Origin of the sequence: Polynucleobacter aenigmaticus, assembly GCF_002206635.1 — a bacterium.
Taxonomy (GTDB): Bacteria; Pseudomonadota; Gammaproteobacteria; order Burkholderiales; family Burkholderiaceae; genus Polynucleobacter; species Polynucleobacter aenigmaticus.
Genome location: NZ_NGUO01000008.1, coordinates 1 through 15,000, shown reverse-complemented (window position 1 = coordinate 15,000; position 15,000 = coordinate 1). Strand labels below are relative to the sequence as shown.

Annotated in this window: 16 protein-coding genes; 4 read left to right on the top strand and 12 right to left on the bottom strand. The window is 45.8% G+C overall.

What is annotated here, in order from left to right; all coding sequences use genetic code 11:
- Window positions 1-72 precede the first annotated feature (72 nt).
- The 3 genes from CBI30_RS04755 to CBI30_RS04745 all read left to right on the top strand — a co-directional run bounded on the left by CBI30_RS04755 (window position 73) and on the right by CBI30_RS04745 (window position 1,986).
- Window positions 73-1,164 carry a CorA family divalent cation transporter gene (locus CBI30_RS04755; protein ID WP_240553501.1) on the top strand — a complete coding sequence of 364 codons (1,092 nt, stop codon included), beginning with the start codon at window positions 73-75 and terminating at the stop codon, window positions 1,162-1,164.
- A gap of 33 nt (window positions 1,165-1,197) precedes the next feature.
- A complete protein-coding gene (locus CBI30_RS04750) occupies window positions 1,198-1,683 on the top strand; it encodes an MgtC/SapB family protein (protein ID WP_240553500.1) in 486 nt (161 codons plus the stop codon).
- 84 nt (window positions 1,684-1,767) lie between these two features.
- Window positions 1,768-1,986, top strand: coding sequence for a hypothetical protein (locus tag CBI30_RS04745; protein WP_088527177.1), 219 nt, complete (start codon window positions 1,768-1,770; stop codon window positions 1,984-1,986).
- A gap of 5 nt (window positions 1,987-1,991) precedes the next feature.
- Here the strand turns inward: CBI30_RS04745 and phoR are convergent, their stop codons facing one another.
- From phoR to CBI30_RS04690, 11 genes are all read right to left on the bottom strand, one after another.
- Window positions 1,992-3,299: a phosphate regulon sensor histidine kinase PhoR gene (gene phoR / locus CBI30_RS04740; RefSeq protein WP_088527176.1), complete on the bottom strand. Its 1,308-nt coding sequence runs from the start codon at window positions 3,297-3,299 to the stop codon at window positions 1,992-1,994.
- Window positions 3,300-3,361: 62 nt separating this feature from the next.
- Entirely contained in the window at window positions 3,362-4,075 is a 714-nt protein-coding gene (gene phoB / locus CBI30_RS04735) for a phosphate regulon transcriptional regulator PhoB (RefSeq protein ID WP_088527175.1), read from the bottom strand.
- Window positions 4,076-4,097: 22 nt separating this feature from the next.
- Window positions 4,098-4,805, bottom strand: a complete 708-nt coding sequence (gene phoU / locus CBI30_RS04730) for a phosphate signaling complex protein PhoU (RefSeq protein ID WP_088527174.1) — start codon at window positions 4,803-4,805, stop codon at window positions 4,098-4,100.
- Window positions 4,806-4,817: 12 nt separating this feature from the next.
- Window positions 4,818-5,603, bottom strand: coding sequence for a phosphate ABC transporter ATP-binding protein PstB (gene pstB, locus CBI30_RS04725; protein ID WP_088527304.1), 786 nt, complete (start codon window positions 5,601-5,603; stop codon window positions 4,818-4,820).
- Window positions 5,604-5,665: 62 nt separating this feature from the next.
- Entirely contained in the window at window positions 5,666-6,532 is an 867-nt protein-coding gene (pstA, locus tag CBI30_RS04720) for a phosphate ABC transporter permease PstA (protein ID WP_088527173.1), read from the bottom strand.
- Window positions 6,529-7,518 (bottom strand): phosphate ABC transporter permease subunit PstC, encoded by a 990-nt coding sequence (gene pstC / locus CBI30_RS04715; protein WP_088527172.1) that lies wholly within the window; start codon window positions 7,516-7,518, stop codon window positions 6,529-6,531. Before pstC ends, pstA begins: the two co-directional genes overlap by 4 nt.
- Window positions 7,519-7,605: 87 nt before the next feature.
- Window positions 7,606-8,628 carry a phosphate ABC transporter substrate-binding protein PstS gene (gene pstS, locus CBI30_RS04710; protein ID WP_206075566.1) on the bottom strand — a complete coding sequence of 341 codons (1,023 nt, stop codon included), beginning with the start codon at window positions 8,626-8,628 and terminating at the stop codon, window positions 7,606-7,608.
- Between the two features lie 115 nt (window positions 8,629-8,743).
- Entirely contained in the window at window positions 8,744-10,087 is a 1,344-nt protein-coding gene (gene glmM, locus CBI30_RS04705) for a phosphoglucosamine mutase (protein ID WP_088527170.1), read from the bottom strand.
- Window positions 10,088-10,127: 40 nt separating this feature from the next.
- The gene (gene folP, locus CBI30_RS04700; protein WP_420812042.1) at window positions 10,128-11,000 is read right to left on the bottom strand and encodes a dihydropteroate synthase; all 873 of its coding nucleotides are present in this window, start codon (window positions 10,998-11,000) and stop codon (window positions 10,128-10,130) included.
- Window positions 11,001-11,022: 22 nt separating this feature from the next.
- Window positions 11,023-12,900 (bottom strand): ATP-dependent zinc metalloprotease FtsH, encoded by a 1,878-nt coding sequence (ftsH, locus tag CBI30_RS04695; protein ID WP_169711248.1) that lies wholly within the window; start codon window positions 12,898-12,900, stop codon window positions 11,023-11,025.
- A 127-nt stretch (window positions 12,901-13,027) separates the two neighbouring features.
- Window positions 13,028-13,702 carry an RlmE family RNA methyltransferase gene (locus CBI30_RS04690; RefSeq protein ID WP_088527168.1) on the bottom strand — a complete coding sequence of 225 codons (675 nt, stop codon included), beginning with the start codon at window positions 13,700-13,702 and terminating at the stop codon, window positions 13,028-13,030.
- 138 nt (window positions 13,703-13,840) lie between these two features.
- Between CBI30_RS04690 and CBI30_RS04685 the strand changes: the two genes are divergently transcribed.
- Entirely contained in the window at window positions 13,841-14,467 is a 627-nt protein-coding gene (locus CBI30_RS04685) for a YhbY family RNA-binding protein (protein ID WP_088527167.1), read from the top strand.
- 54 nt (window positions 14,468-14,521) lie between these two features.
- Here CBI30_RS04685 and CBI30_RS04680 read toward each other — a convergent pair.
- A partial coding sequence (locus CBI30_RS04680) for an RNA-guided endonuclease InsQ/TnpB family protein (RefSeq protein ID WP_143744360.1) occupies window positions 14,522-15,000 on the bottom strand: 479 nt, incomplete at its 5' end.

Here is a 15,000-nt window from a genome sequence, read left to right as displayed (position 1 = left end):
TGATTGGGTCCCTTTCACGGAGCGATTCAGTTCGCCCCTACGGATATCTTAGATAGTAAATATGGCAAACAGATGTCGTGGGTATATTTACAACACACCTACCTTACAATGCATAAAGATCAATCAATATTCGATAAATACACCCCTACTGTTGTGACTGAAAACCTAACCCATCCCTTCCCAATTAATGGTGTCGTATTTGCCTGGGCCATGACACCCTCTGGGAAAAATCATGAGATCCCGCTCTTTGACATTGCCGATGCCCTCAATGACCCAGAGTTATCGATTTGGCTACACCTCAACTTAACCAACTCTCAAGTACAGCGTTGGTTAAAAAATACCCCCCTCATACCGGATCGCGTAGTTGAAATGATTGATGAGGGAGTTACCCGCAGTCGGCTAGAACGAATTGAAAAATTGGATGACTGCCTATTGATGGTGATGAATGACTTTCATCAAGAATTTGGTGAGAAGGATAGTGACTCTAGTCTTGGAACCTTATGGGCTATCTTGACACCTCGTCTGATGATTTCCTTAAGAAATAATCCCCTCAGAACGACCGATCGATTGCGATCAGATTTAAGGGGTGGCTTACTGAACCCATGCTCAGCTATTGAACTTTTTCATGAATTGATTGATTTGCGTGCGGAGTATTTACGCACCTTGCTGATACGCCTTTCCGAAACAATGGATGATTTAGAAGAGATTCTTCTGAAGGGCAAGGAATTGCCTGAACATGAATATCTCGGTAGGATACGCATTCAATGCAGTCGTCTGCGTCGCCAGTTCTCACCGGAACTGATTGCATTAAATCGCTTACAAAAGCGCTTACCCTATTGGTTTTCTGATGAAGATAAATATCGACTCAATGATGACCTGGACTTACTCTCCTACCTGGTTCAGGAAATTTCCAACTTGTATGATCGCGCCAAAGTGCTACAAGATGAACAGGCCGCCCATGTCGCCGAATTCAATGCGCGTAACTTGCAAGTGCTGTCGGTGATGACAGTCATCTTTTTGCCAATGACCCTCATTACTGGAATTATGGGAATGAATATGGAAGACTTACCTGGCCTTAAGGAATCTTTCTATATCGTCATGGTGCTCATGGCTTTAGCGGGGGCCGCTGTCTATCTATCCCTCAAGGTTAGAAAAATTATTTAGACGATTTGAACTTTTTGAATGAACTGAAGTACCATGGATTTTATGGAATATTTTGATCTTTACGGTGAAATGGCCTTGCGCCTTTTCTTAGCTCTTTCAGCCGGAATCATCCTGGGCTTGAATCGTTGGATGCACCATAAATCTGCTGGCATCCGAACGCACTCCTTGGTTGCTATAGGGTCTGCTACGGCAGTTATGTCCATAGGACACTTAGGAACGACAGATGTACAAGCCCTTAGCCACGTCTTACAGGGCCTCATTACTGGGCTTGGATTCCTGGGTGCCGGGGTGATTATTCGAGAGCATAGCTCTCAAAAAGTGCATGGACTCACCACCGCCGCCAGCATTTGGTCCTCCGCCTTAATTGCTGCAGCCTTTGGCGCAGGAGAGCTGGTCCTAGGAGCCTTTTCTCTTTGCGCCATCCTAATCACCCTCATTATCGGTGGCCCTTTGGAGAGACTGCTTGCCAGAATGACTGGGATTAAGCACGGCTCAGAAATTTCCTCAGATTCGGACTAAAACTAGGTTTTAAGACCCAAAAAAGCACTTTTGTCATATTACTTTGTTACGATTTGCTTGTTATTACCAACCCTTGAAAAATCCATGAGTGAATATAAGTATGAAGATGCTGTAAAACAGCTTCAAGAGTCTGGCGCCATTGGCTTGCAAGACCTTAAAAGCCTCTCTTACGATGATCTCAATGAACTTTTTGAGGAAATTAAAGTATGGTGTCTTTACGCCAATGGAAAGCTAGATAAGCTTCCTAAGGAATCTAAAAAGAAAGATAAGAAAAAAGATAAGAAAAAAGATAAAAAGGATTGAACGACTCAGTCAACTGAGTTCGCAATCCTTTCTTTTGGAAAACGCAGCGTAAAGGTGCTCCCTTTCCCCGGGGTACTCTCAATAATCAATTGAGCCTGATGGCGATTTGCAATGTGCTTAACAATTGCCAGGCCCAATCCAGTTCCCCCAGTATCTCTAGATCGACTTCGATCAACCCGGTAGAACCGTTCTGTAAGACGGGAGAGGTGCTCCGAGGCAATTCCTGGCCCAGTATCGGTTACAGAGAATTCACCTTCTCCTCGCTCGTTTAAATGCCAATCTGCGCTAATAGAAGCGATGTCCGGCGTGTAACGAATTGCATTGGAAACCAAGTTGCCAAATGCAGACAGGATTTCCCTCTCCTCGCCCATGAGGTTAGCAGTGCTAGAGAGGTCAAAATTAAAGGCGTGACGCCCTTGAGAAAGCGCTTCAGCATCGTTTTTCAACAAGGCCATCAAAGTAGAAATTTTGACTAACTGCATCGGCGCTGGCAAAGTATTGGCTTCGAGGTTGGCCAGGGTTAATAAGTCCTCCACTAGACTTTTCATTCTTTGGGCCTGCGACATCATCATGTCGAAATACTGATTTTGTTGCGCCTTATCCAAATCCAGTGATTGCATGGTTTCCAAGAAGCCCATTAATACTGTAATTGGCGTTCTCATCTCATGAGACACGTTTGCCACGAAATCACGACGCATGGCATCCGCCTTTTGCAAATCCGTAACATCCTGAATGAGCAATAGGTTACGCTTATCTCCAAATGGAAATGCTTGCAACATGAGGCTTAGGTTGGCGGCGGGCCCCATTCTTTCGAGTAGCAAGGGCTCCTCAAACTGACGCTTATACAGATAATGAACAAACTCTGGACGACGAATGAGGAAGTTAATTCTTTGTAGCACATCACGTTTAAAGTTCAGGCCAAAGAAGCGCTCAGCAATAGCATTGCACCATTCAATTTGATCCTGATCATCTAGCATCACAATACCATTTGGAGAGGCCTGGAAGGCTTCAATGAAACGATTGTGTTGCCTTTCTATTCTTCGCATTTCTTGCTTGAGATTGCGCACCAAGCGTTGCAGGCGAAAGAATATCTCTTCCCAATAACCACTAGGCAAGGACATATTTTCAACGGTGTTGGCTATCGCATGCTTACGCAAACGCGCGAGATTAATGTAGGAATAGATAAGAGGGATAGAAAGTACTGCGATACCAGCGGATATAGCCGTAAGGGGGCCAAAAAATGCCAGGCTAAGAGTAGCGGCAAAAAATGCTAAGAAAACGAGTAGTGCAAATCGAGTGATAACGGAGAACATGCAGCAATCTTAGAGCATCTCAATCGGGGACTCTAAAAACCCCAGTCAGATAAGGTGGTGTATTAGGTTTGGGTTGGCATCTTAGTGATGCGGTAGCCACTGCCACGCACGGTTTCAATATATCTATCGCAGTCGGTTGGAGCTAGGGCAGCCCTCAATCTCTTGATATGGACATCTACGGTACGCTCTTCAATATAAACTTCGCTGCCCCAAACCTTATCTAGCAAATTGGCTCGTGAATGTACCCTCTCTGGGTTTACCATCAGGAACTGAAGCAGTCGGTATTCAGTAGGTCCTAAGACAACGGATTGCGGCTCCATATTCGGCCATACTGCCATTACCCGATGCGAGCTGGGGTCAAGCTTTACGGGACCTACGGAAAGTGGACCAGTATCCTCAATCGGAGTTTGGCGACGTAACAGGGCTTTTACACGCGCAACAAGCTCTTTAGGCGAAAAGGGCTTAGTGACATAATCATCAGCACCCGAATCAAGTCCCAATACCTTATCAGCCTCCTCACTCTTGGCCGTCAACATCAAAATTGGCAAGGCGCGAGTACGATCATTAGCCCGTAACTCTTTAGCAAACTGAACTCCAGATTTACCAGGCAACATCCAATCCAAGATGAGTAAGCTAGGCAACTGATCGCGCATCACATTGAGTGCAACATCAGTTTGCATCGCTCTCTCAACTTCGTAACCAGCATGAGTTAAGTTAATTGCAATCAGTTCTGCAATAGAAGGCTCATCTTCAACAATCAATATGCGGTGAGTCATCATGAGCTCCGTATTGATTTAACTATGGTTTATTGGCTTCGCGAACCAAATCCTCATGTGGGATATGACGCACATCCGAACCCTTGGCAACATAGATCACAAACTCAGCAATATTTTTAGCATGATCACCGATGCGCTCAATCGCCTTAGCAATTGTCAACATATCCAAGCCAGTTGTAATGGTGTGTGGATCTTCCATCATGTAGGAGATCAGTTTGCGAACAAAGCCTCTGAATTCTTCGTCGATTTGACGATCTTCCTCAACTACCTCTGCTGCTGCAATCGTATCGAGGCGTGCAAAAGCATCCAAGCTACGACGCAATAAAGAAATTGCCATTTGCCCAGATAAACGAATCTCAGCAACGTTAATATTGTGAGGAGCGCCTGCTTCAATCAAGCGCTTAGTTCTCTTGGCAACACGCTCTGCCTCATCACCAGCACGCTCTAAGTTTGTGATGGCCTTAGATACTGCCATCACCAAACGGAGGTCTCGTGCAGTAGGCTGGCGACGCGCTATCAATTCAGTACAAGCTAAATCAATCTGAATTTCTAAATCATTAACGGCTTTTTCATTGTCAATCACGACATTACAGGTATCAATATCCATTTGCGTAAAAGCACGCATAGCTGTAGAAATCTGCGACTCGACGAGACCACCCATTTCTAGCAAACGACTGGAAAGTGAGTTTAAATCTGCATCAAATTGTGATGAAAGGTGTTTTTCTGTCATTTATGTCTCCAATTAACCGAAGCGGCCGGTAATGTAATCTTCTGTTTCTTTACGCTTAGGCTTAATAAAGATCTCGTCCGTCTTGCCATACTCGATAAGACTTCCAAGATACATATAAGCAGTGTAATCGGAGACGCGGGCTGCTTGTTGCATATTGTGGGTCACGATAGCAATGGTGTACTCGTGTTTGAGTTCGTTGATCAACTCTTCGATCTTACCTGTAGAGATTGGATCCAAGGCTGATGTTGGCTCGTCTAGCAAAATAACGGAGGGCTTAACAGCCACACCACGCGCGATACATAAACGCTGCTGCTGACCGCCAGACAGAGATAAACCACTCTGGTTAAGCTTGTCTTTCGCTTCATTCCAAAGTGCCGCCTTATTCAAAGCCCACTCAACACGCTCATCCATCTCTGAACGGGAAAGTCTTTCGTATAAACGTACACCAAAGGCAATGTTCTCGTAGATAGACATTGGGAATGGTGTAGGCTTCTGAAAGACCATGCCGATCCGTGAGCGAAGGAGATTTAAATCCTGACCTGGAGTCAAAATATTTTGTCCGTAGAAATTAATCTCGCCTTCAGCACGCTGACCAGGATACAGGTCATACATGCGATTCAATGCTCTGAGCAAAGTCGATTTACCACAACCAGATGGTCCAATAAATGCAGTTACCTTACCCTCTTCGATATCTAAATTGATATCTTTTAGACCTTGGTAGGATCCATAAAAAAAGTTCAGATTGCGCACTTCAAGAGCATTCTTAGCTGCGACTGGTGTTTGTTGATTTGTATTCATATTTGTATTTACTCCTTGACTATCAATCTGATTTAAGTCAAACATTGTTTTCATATTGCTCATCATCCCTGAACCTTTTCGCGAAAGACTACACGAGCCAAGATATTTAATCCGAGTACTGCGAAGGTGATTAATAAAGCGCCACCCCAGGCAAGATCAACCCAATTGTCATAAGGACTCATTGCAAACTGGAAGATCACTACTGGTAAGTTCGCCATTGGGGCATTCATATTGGTAGAGAAGAACTGGTTATTCAAAGCTGTGAATAACAAAGGCGCTGTTTCGCCACTGACACGGGCCAAGGCCAACAAAATACCAGTCATCACACCGCTTTGCGCAGCTCTCAAGGTGATCATGAAGGCCACTTTCCACTTTGGAGTACCCAATGCATATGCAGCTTCGCGCAAGCTACCAGGAACCAAGCGCAACATATTCTCAGTTGTCCGCACCACTACTGGTATGGCAATTAAAGCTAAAGCGATAGTTCCGGCCCAGCCAGAAAAGTGGCGAACCTGAGCGACTACAAAAGCGTAAACAAACAGACCAATCACAATCGATGGGGCCGATAGCATGATGTCAGTAACGAAACGGGTGATGGCTGCAATGCGACTGCGATCACCGTATTCGGAGAGGTAGAGACCCGCCAAAACTCCAATTGGAGTGCTAATTAAAGTACAGCAACCAACGAGCATTAGGCTGCCAACGATGGCATTAGAAAGACCACCACCTTCAGAACCTGGGGCTGGAGTACTTTGGGTAAACAAGGTGATATCAAGAGCAGCAAAGCCTTTAAATATCAGTACGCTCAAAATCCAAAGTAAAAAGATCATACCCAAACCCATGGCACCCATGGACAAGGCTAAGCCAATTTTATTGGCGCGCTTACGCCTAGCAAAAACTGCTGGATCAATATTGGAAGTGTTGTTCATGTTCTTAAACCCTGCTTCTTCTCCATGTTATTTAGCATCCACTTAGCAAATGCTAGAACCACGAAGGTAATAATAAACAGCGCCAGACCTAAGGCGAATAAAGAAGAGAGATGGTTGCCAGCTTCAGCCTCACCAAATTCGTTAGCTAGCGTAGAGGCAATTGAAGTTCCCGGCGCGAACAAGGAAGGAGATAAGCGATGGGCATTGCCGATCACAAAGGTCACGGCCATGGTTTCACCAAGCGCCCTACCCAATCCCAGCATAACGCCACCAATCACACCAGCCTTGGTGTATGGCAGAACTACATTCTTGACTACTTCCCAAGTGGTGCAGCCAATACCATATGCTGACTCTTTGAGTACTGGAGGAACAATCTCAAATACATCGCGCATTACAGAGGCAATAAAAGGCAAAATCATCATTGCCAAAATCAAGCCGGCACACAAAATGCCGATACCATTAAATGCGCCGGAGAACAAGATACCTAATCCAGGGATTTGCCCAAGAGTCCCAGCAATACCTGGTTGAATGTACTCGGCAAATAAAGGTGCAAAGATGAACAGGCCAAACATACCGTAAATGATTGAAGGAACGGCTGCAAGCAACTCCACTGCTGTTCCCAATGGTCTGCGTAAAGGGCCTGGACATAGCTCAGTTAGAAAAACAGCAATACCAAAGCTGAGGGGAACGGCAATCAACAATGCAATGATAGATGTTGCTAGGGTGCCGTATATGGCGATCAATCCACCAAACTCACCATTCACAATATCCCACTCTTGGGTGAAGAAAAAGCCAATGCCAAAAGTACTTAATGCAGGCCAGGCATTTATTACCAGCGAAATCATAATTCCGACCAAGGCAATTAATACTGATAAGGCAAAGAATTGAGTAATGCCGTGAAATAAGAAGTCTTGAACGCGCTGCAGCTTAGCAATGCGAAGCGCCTGTGGCGTCGGTGCCGAGTGAGACTGGGTCGATTCAATCATAAATTATGCTTATTTAAATATTGAAACAGCCCCACTTTTGATGGAGCTGTTATTCAGTGATGATTAAGAAATCTTAATCATCAAACCTTACTTAGTAACAACCTTAGAAAATACATTCTTACGGATGAAATCAGTTGTTGCATCAGGCATTGGAACGTAATCGAGCTCTTCAGCCATCTTCTTGCCATCCTTGAATGCAAAGTCAAAGAACTTGATCACTTCAGCAGCATTTGCTTTGTTTTCTGGGTTCTTGTACAAGAGGATGAAAGATGCGCCAGTGATTGGCCAAGACTTAGCGCCAGAAGCATTGGTAATAAATGTACCCATGCCTGGAATCTTCGCCCAATCAGTACCAGCAGCTGCAGCAGCAAATGTGACATCGTCCGGAGCAACAAAATTACCATCCTTGTTCTTCAAGGAGATGTAAGTCATTTTGTTTTTCTTAGCATAAGCATATTCAACATAACCAACAGAGTTCTTTACGCGAGATACGTTTGCAGCAACACCTTCATTGCCTTTACCGCCAACAGATGAAGCAGCAGGCCACTTAACAGCAGCACCTGCACCAACAGCATCTTTCCAGAGGGTGCTAGTTTTTGCTAAGTAATCAGTAAAAATTGCAGTTGTACCGGAACCATCAGCGCGGTGAACAACGGTAATTGGGCCAGAAGGAATCTTTACACCTGGGTTCATGATGGCAATACGCTTGTCACCCCAATCGGAGATGACGCCTTGGAAAATATCAGCCAATGTTGGGCCATCTAACTTGAGTTCGCCTGGCTTAACGCCATCAACGTTCATCACTGGCACTACGCCACCGATAATTGCTGGAAACTGAACCAAACCTTCTTTTTCTAATTCTTCAAATTTAACTGGATTATCAGTTGCACCGAAATCAACAGTCTTCGCTTTAATTTGCTTAATGCCGCCAGAAGAACCAATTGATTGGTAATTCATATTGGAGCCAGTTTTGGCTTTAAAAGCTTCAGCCCATTTAGCGTAAATTGGGTATGGGAATGTTGCACCAGCGCCAGTCATATCGACCGCAAAAGCAACTGGGGCAAATGAAATCGCGCTAATTACTAACGCTTTTTTCAAAAATGAGTTCATATGGATCGTTCCTCAGATAAATAACGCAATATTGCGATACCTGAACGATACGTTTTGAGTGTTACGCTTTTATGACAAGCTTCTTAATGAAAAATAGTTCAATTAAATCAATGAGTTATTGGGTAGGAACCAATTGAGCAATACTCTTGGCTGAGCTCATAGCAACATCACCATCTTGAGCCTCAACCATCACCCGAAGGACGGGCTCCGTGCCTGAAGCGCGGATCAGCACCCTACCACCTCCTTTAAGGGCGCTCTCAACTTGGCTTATCTTGGATTTGAGGGCGTCATCTGACTTCCAGTCATAGCCAGCTTGGAACTTGATGTTTAAAAGCACCTGAGGAAAGATTTTTACAGAATCAAGTAATTTCGCAAGACTCTTCTTTGTTTGACTCATCGCCGCCAAGACCTGCAGTGCAGCAATCGTGCCATCACCAGTGGAATGCTGGTCTAGGCAAAGTAGATGGCCAGAGCCCTCCCCGCCAATGATCCAGCCTTTTTGCTTGAGTAACTCTAAGACATAACGATCGCCCACATTAGCACGCTCAAATCCAATACCCAAATCTTTAATAGCACTTTCTACTGCAAGATTAGTCATTAGAGTGCCAACTACACCACCGATAGCTTGGCCGCGCTCGATACGATCTTTAGCAAGTACGTATAAGAGCTCATCACCATTAAATAAACGACCAGAAGCGTCGACCATTTGTAGGCGGTCTGCATCGCCATCCAATGCAATACCGATATCAGCACTCACTTCTTTCACTTTGGCAATTAAGGCATCAGGCGCTGTAGCACCACAGCCATCATTGATATTGCGACCATCAGGATGAACGCCAATCGAAACGACTTCTGCACCTAACTCATGAAACACATGTGGTGCAGTATGGTAAGCAGCGCCATTCGCACAATCCACTACCAACTTCATACCTTTGAGATTGAGCTCACCAGGAAAAGTTGATTTACAGAACTCTATGTAACGACCAGCAGCATCGTCGATACGAAATGCCTTACCCAACTCCTTTGAACTAACGCAGCCCATCGGTTTTTCAAGCTCTGCTTCAATAGCAAGCTCCAGCTCATCACTTAACTTACCGCCTTCAGCCGAGAAAAACTTAATGCCATTATCTTGATAAGGATTGTGCGATGCTGAAATCACAACACCCGCCGATAAGCGCAAGGCTTTAGTAAGGTAAGCAACTCCGGGAGTTGGCATTGGTCCGCACAGCATGACATCAACCCCTGCAGCAGCAAAGCCCGCCTCTAGAGCGGCCTCCAGTAGATAGCCTGATACACGTGTATCTTTACCAATCAAAATCTTGCAACGTTCGCCAGGTTTTGCATGACTACTCAGTACTATGCCAGCAGCGTAGCCAAGACGCGTAATGAACTCAGGAATGATCGGAAATTGACCTACTTCACCGCGAATGCCATCAGTACCAAAGTATTGTTTTTTCATGGGCTTGATTATAAAACTTGTGAGTATTTAGCCAAGCGAGTTATCCCTGAATCGCTTCCCAGACCTTCAGGGAGTCAACCGTCTCCTGGACATCGTGGACTCGGATGATACGAGCACCCCGATCAGCGGCAAGGATGGCAGCCGCAACGCTCGGCGCCACTCGCTCATTCGTATCTCGACCTGTTAGCTTGCCAAGCATTGACTTACGAGAGATCCCCGCTAAAACTGGGTATCCCAATTGTGAGAATTGATCAAAATTAGCCAGCATATTGAGGTTGTGCTCCAGACTTTTGCCAAAACCAAAGCCCGGATCAATAGCAATACGGTTTTGAGCAACCCCCTGCTCTTCTAGCAACTTTGCACGCTCTTGCAAAAACAGCTTTACCTCTGCAATCACATCAACATACTCAGGATCAAATTGCATAGTTTGTGGATCACGCTGCATATGCATTAATACAATGCCGCACTGTTTTTCTGGGTGATTTTTGTCGCTTTCAAGAATGGCGTCTACTGCACCCTCTTGTCGAAGCGCCCAAATATCATTGACACAATCTACGCCAGCTCGCAGGGCCTGGCATATGGTTTGCGCTTTATAGGTATCAATAGACAGCGCTACGCCACAATCTTTCAAGGCATCAATAATGGGCAAGACACGATCCAACTCTTCTTGTAAAGAAACAGGCTCAGCACCGGGGCGAGTAGATTCACCGCCGATATCAATGATGTCTACGCCGTTGGTGATCATGCGCTCTGCTTGGGCAATGGCATCACTTGCTGTGCGGAACTTTCCACCATCAGAAAATGAATCTGGTGTGGCATTCAGAATGCCCATCACTAATGGACGTTGACGTTTACTAAAGTCAAAAAGAAAACGCCCGCAACGCCAAGTTGCGGGCAGTGTTTGCTTGATCACCTAACTATTTACTTAGAAATAATTAGGCAGTTGCAGGAGCAGCACCCGCAGCAGGACCTGGCGTTCCAGCTGAGTTACCAAACTGGGTTGCTGATGGCGGCTTAGGAGCGCGTGGTGGACGACCTTCCATGATGTCGGTAATCTGCTCAGCATCAATAGTTTCCAGCTCAAGCAATGCGGCAACCATGGCTTCAACCTTGTCACGATTTTGCTCAAGAATGGATCTTGCCAAAGCATATTGACTATCCACTAATGCCCGAATCTCAGCATCTACTTTTTGCTGAGTCAACTCAGAAACCGTCTTTGTACTATTGCGCCCAAAAATACTTTCGGACTCTGTATCCACATAAACCATCGTGCCCAAGCTATCGCTCATGCCGTAACGAGTCACCATATCACGCGCCATTTTGGTAGCACGCTCAAAGTCATTTGAAGCACCAGTGCTCATGGAATGCAAGAACACTTCTTCAGCAGCGCGACCGCCAAACAAAATCGCCAACTCTTCCATCATGCGATCTTTATATAGATTCACACGATCAAACTCAGGCAACTGCCAAGTCACACCCAAAGCCATGCCACGCGGCATGATGGTGACTTTATGCACTGGATCAGCCTTAGGTAATACCTTGGCAACTACCGCATGGCCAGACTCGTGATAGGCCGTATTACGACGCTCTTCTTCACGCATCACAGCAGACTTGCGTTCAGGACCCATGTAGATCTTGTCTTTTGCGTCTTCAAAGTCTTTCATATCTACAGCACGCTTATTACGACGCGCTGCAAACAATGCAGACTCATTTACTAGGTTTGCTAAATCTGCGCCTGAGAAACCAGGTGTGCCGCGTGCCAATACAGCAGCATCCACATCTGGATCAATGGGAACCTTACGCATATGCACTTGCAGGATTTGCTCGCGGCCCCGAATATCTGGTAAACCTACGTGTACCTGGCGATCGAAACGACCAGGACGCAGCAAGGCCTTATCCAATACATCGGAACGGTTAGTCGCAGCAACCACAATCACGCCACTATTGCTTTCGAAACCATCCATCTCAACAAGCATCTGGTTGAGCGTTTGTTCACGCTCATCGTTACCGCCGCCCATACCAGCGCCGCGATGACGACCGACCGCATCGATCTCGTCAATGAAGATGATGCAAGGAGAGTTTTTCTTAGCGTTCTCAAACATATCGCGCACGCGCGATGCACCAACACCAACAAACATCTCAACGAAATCTGAGCCAGAGATGGAGAAGAACGGAACCTTTGCTTCACCCGCAATTGCGCGTGCAAGCAAGGTCTTACCGGTACCTGGGGGACCTACAAGCAATATGCCATGAGGAATACGACCACCGAGCTTTTGAAACTTCTGCGGATCCTTTAAGAAATCCACAATCTCAAAGACTTCTTCTTTAGCTTCATCGCAACCTGCAACATCAGCAAAGGTAACGGTATTGCTATTCTCATCAATCAGACGTGCCTTTGACTTTCCGAAAGAAAAAGCTCCACCCTTTCCGCCGCCTTGCATCTGACGCATCATGAAAAACCAGAAGCCAATAATCAATAAAGTAGGTCCAAGGTAATACAAAGCAGAAACCAACATGCTTGGTTCATCATCTGCTTTACCAGTTACCTGCACTCCGAATTTCATGAGATCGCCAACCATCCAAATATCTCCTGGGGAGACGATGGAATATTTGTTGCCGTCATTGGGGGTCACCTGCAACGTGCGACCTTGCACATCAACTCGCTTGACTTTGCCAACTTTGGCATCGTCCATGAATTGAGAATAAGTGACCTGAGACTGATCCTTTGGCTTATCAAACTGTTTAAAAACAGTAAATAGCACCAGACCCACAATGAGCCACACACCGATTTTTTGCAACATATTGCTATTCAAAAGTAGACCTTTGCCGGATTAATCCGGGAGTTAAAGCGGATTGCTATACCTAAGTATTTGATTCTACTACCAGGCTTTTTCAAGAGCTGAGAGCAACTTTATTTAATAAACCCCTATTTTTAGTGGGTCATTTAGTGGATTTGAGGTCTCGGCCCAACAAAAAGATTTCAGAGGACTTTGCTCGTGAAGCCTTAGGCTTTCTGGAGGCCACCGTTTTAAAGACCTTTTTAAAGGACTCGACGATCTGACTATAGCCGCTGCCATTGAAGCACTTGATCAATAGCGCACCCTCTGGCTTTAGGTGTTGAACTGAAAAATCTAAGGCAATTTCTGCCAAAAAGGCCATGCGAGCAGCATCGGCCACACCCACCCCAGATAGATTGGGGGCCATATCCGACAGTACAAGATCAACTTTACCGCCAGCATCAGCCGGTAAAAGCGCCTCAAGAGCCTTTAAGCCCTCATCTTCACGAAAATCCCCCTGAATAAAGGAAACATCGGCAATATCCTCCATCGGCAGAATATCAATCGCAATAATGATTCCATCTGGCTTGCCCGACTCGACCTTGGGATTGTTTTTACCAAGCTCTGTGAGGCGATTGCGGGCGTACTGAGACCAGCTCCCTGGGGCGCTTCCGAGATCCACAATCGTCATACCCGCTTTAATGAGCCTGTCTTGCTCGTCTATCTCGCTTAGCTTATAGACAGCTCGCGCTCGATAACCCTCTTTTTGGGCCATCTTCACATACGGATCATTCAAGTGATCCTGCAACCAACTTTTATTAAATTTATTCTTTGCCACAACTTACCCACTTTCGGCGTCCATTTTCCTTGTTTATGCCCCGTAAGGCAAAAGGAATCGACTTAAAACCTCCAAATTAGAGCTGATATATGGGCGAAAGCCCCGTTTTACATGCCCTAATGCTCTATCATCGAGCCTATGACAGCACTTACTATTACCCCCGCACAACGTAAATCCCTTAAAACCGACGCTCACGACCTCAGTCCGGTAGTCATGATTGGTGGCGATGGTCTGACCCCCGCGGTTATTAAAGAGGCTAAATTAGCCATTTCTCATCATGGATTAATTAAAGTTCGCGTCTTTGGTGACGAACGCGAAGCTCGTACCGCGATCTATGAAGAGCTTTGTGACAAGCTCGATGCAGCACCAGTTCAGCATATCGGAAAGTTACTCGTCCTTTGGAAACCCAAAGATGTAGTGGATGAAGCCCTTTCTAATTTAGGTAGATCTAGCAAGCAAACCAAAAAATCATTGCAAGCCCCACGTACAAAGCGCCAGCCAAACCGCGTAGTGGCAAAAACGGGGGTTCGCACCAGTACCTCCGAGAGATCAGATCGACGCTCCGCCTCAAGCAAGTCCCCTTTTGAAAGAGCTGCGGCAGTTAAAAGCGCCACTCCGAAGAAACGTGTTCTGCGCGCTGATGCTGCTGAGTCCAAAATTGGCTGGTCATCACCAGGTTATCGTAAAGCAGCCGCAGCTCCTGCGCCAGTTAAGAAACGCAAGGTACGCATGAGCAGCACCAAGAAAAAATCATTGGGCTCTTAACCTGACTACTCCCCATAGCTAAGACCGTAAAGGTCTTCGCCAACAATCTAAGCGCTAAAGCGCAAGATTATTACGAAAGCAAGGGGGTTCAAATCTCCCTTGATTTAACTGCGAGGCTCCTACTGCTAGCGTATCTAGTCCGATACGGAGAATGTTCTTGCTGGCATTAATGTCTCTATCGTGGATGACTCCACAACAGTCGCAAGCCCATTCTCTTATTCCAAGTCCTGCGATACCTTTCGGCCTCGACGGTGGCTTTTCGCCACACGAAGAACAGGTTTGGGTTGTATTACTCTCATTGACCTCTAAAAAGACAACACCTGCCTCATGGCACTTGTATTCCAACATTGTCTTAAATTGACTCCAGCCTGCATCATGCACAGACTTCGCCATCTTGGTTTTAATGAGTTTGCTACTGGATACATTTCCGACAAAGATCGCACCATACTCATTGGCTAAAAGCCGTGAGAACTGGTGTTGATCGTTATTACGGCGATTCTTAATCTTGGCGCTAATGGTCTTCGAGAGCTTGG

Bases quoted from the DNA above. Each gene is read 5' to 3' on its own strand.
- CBI30_RS04755 (WP_240553501.1), top strand. From the start codon at position 73: ATGTCGTGGGTATATTTACAACACACCTACCTTACAATGCATAAAGAT.
- CBI30_RS04750 (WP_240553500.1), top strand. From the start codon at position 1,198: ATGGATTTTATGGAATATTTTGATCTTTACGGTGAAATGGCCTTGCGC.
- CBI30_RS04745 (WP_088527177.1), top strand. From the start codon at position 1,768: ATGAGTGAATATAAGTATGAAGATGCTGTAAAACAGCTTCAAGAGTCT.
- phoR (WP_088527176.1), bottom strand. From the start codon at position 3,299: ATGTTCTCCGTTATCACTCGATTTGCACTACTCGTTTTCTTAGCATTT.
- phoB (WP_088527175.1), bottom strand. From the start codon at position 4,075: ATGACTCACCGCATATTGATTGTTGAAGATGAGCCTTCTATTGCAGAA.
- phoU (WP_088527174.1), bottom strand. From the start codon at position 4,805: ATGACAGAAAAACACCTTTCATCACAATTTGATGCAGATTTAAACTCA.
- pstB (WP_088527304.1), bottom strand. From the start codon at position 5,603: ATGAATACAAATCAACAAACACCAGTCGCAGCTAAGAATGCTCTTGAA.
- pstA (WP_088527173.1), bottom strand. From the start codon at position 6,532: ATGAACAACACTTCCAATATTGATCCAGCAGTTTTTGCTAGGCGTAAG.
- pstC (WP_088527172.1), bottom strand. From the start codon at position 7,518: ATGATTGAATCGACCCAGTCTCACTCGGCACCGACGCCACAGGCGCTT.
- pstS (WP_206075566.1), bottom strand. From the start codon at position 8,628: ATGAACTCATTTTTGAAAAAAGCGTTAGTAATTAGCGCGATTTCATTT.
- glmM (WP_088527170.1), bottom strand. From the start codon at position 10,087: ATGAAAAAACAATACTTTGGTACTGATGGCATTCGCGGTGAAGTAGGT.
- CBI30_RS04685 (WP_088527167.1), top strand. From the start codon at position 13,841: ATGACAGCACTTACTATTACCCCCGCACAACGTAAATCCCTTAAAACC.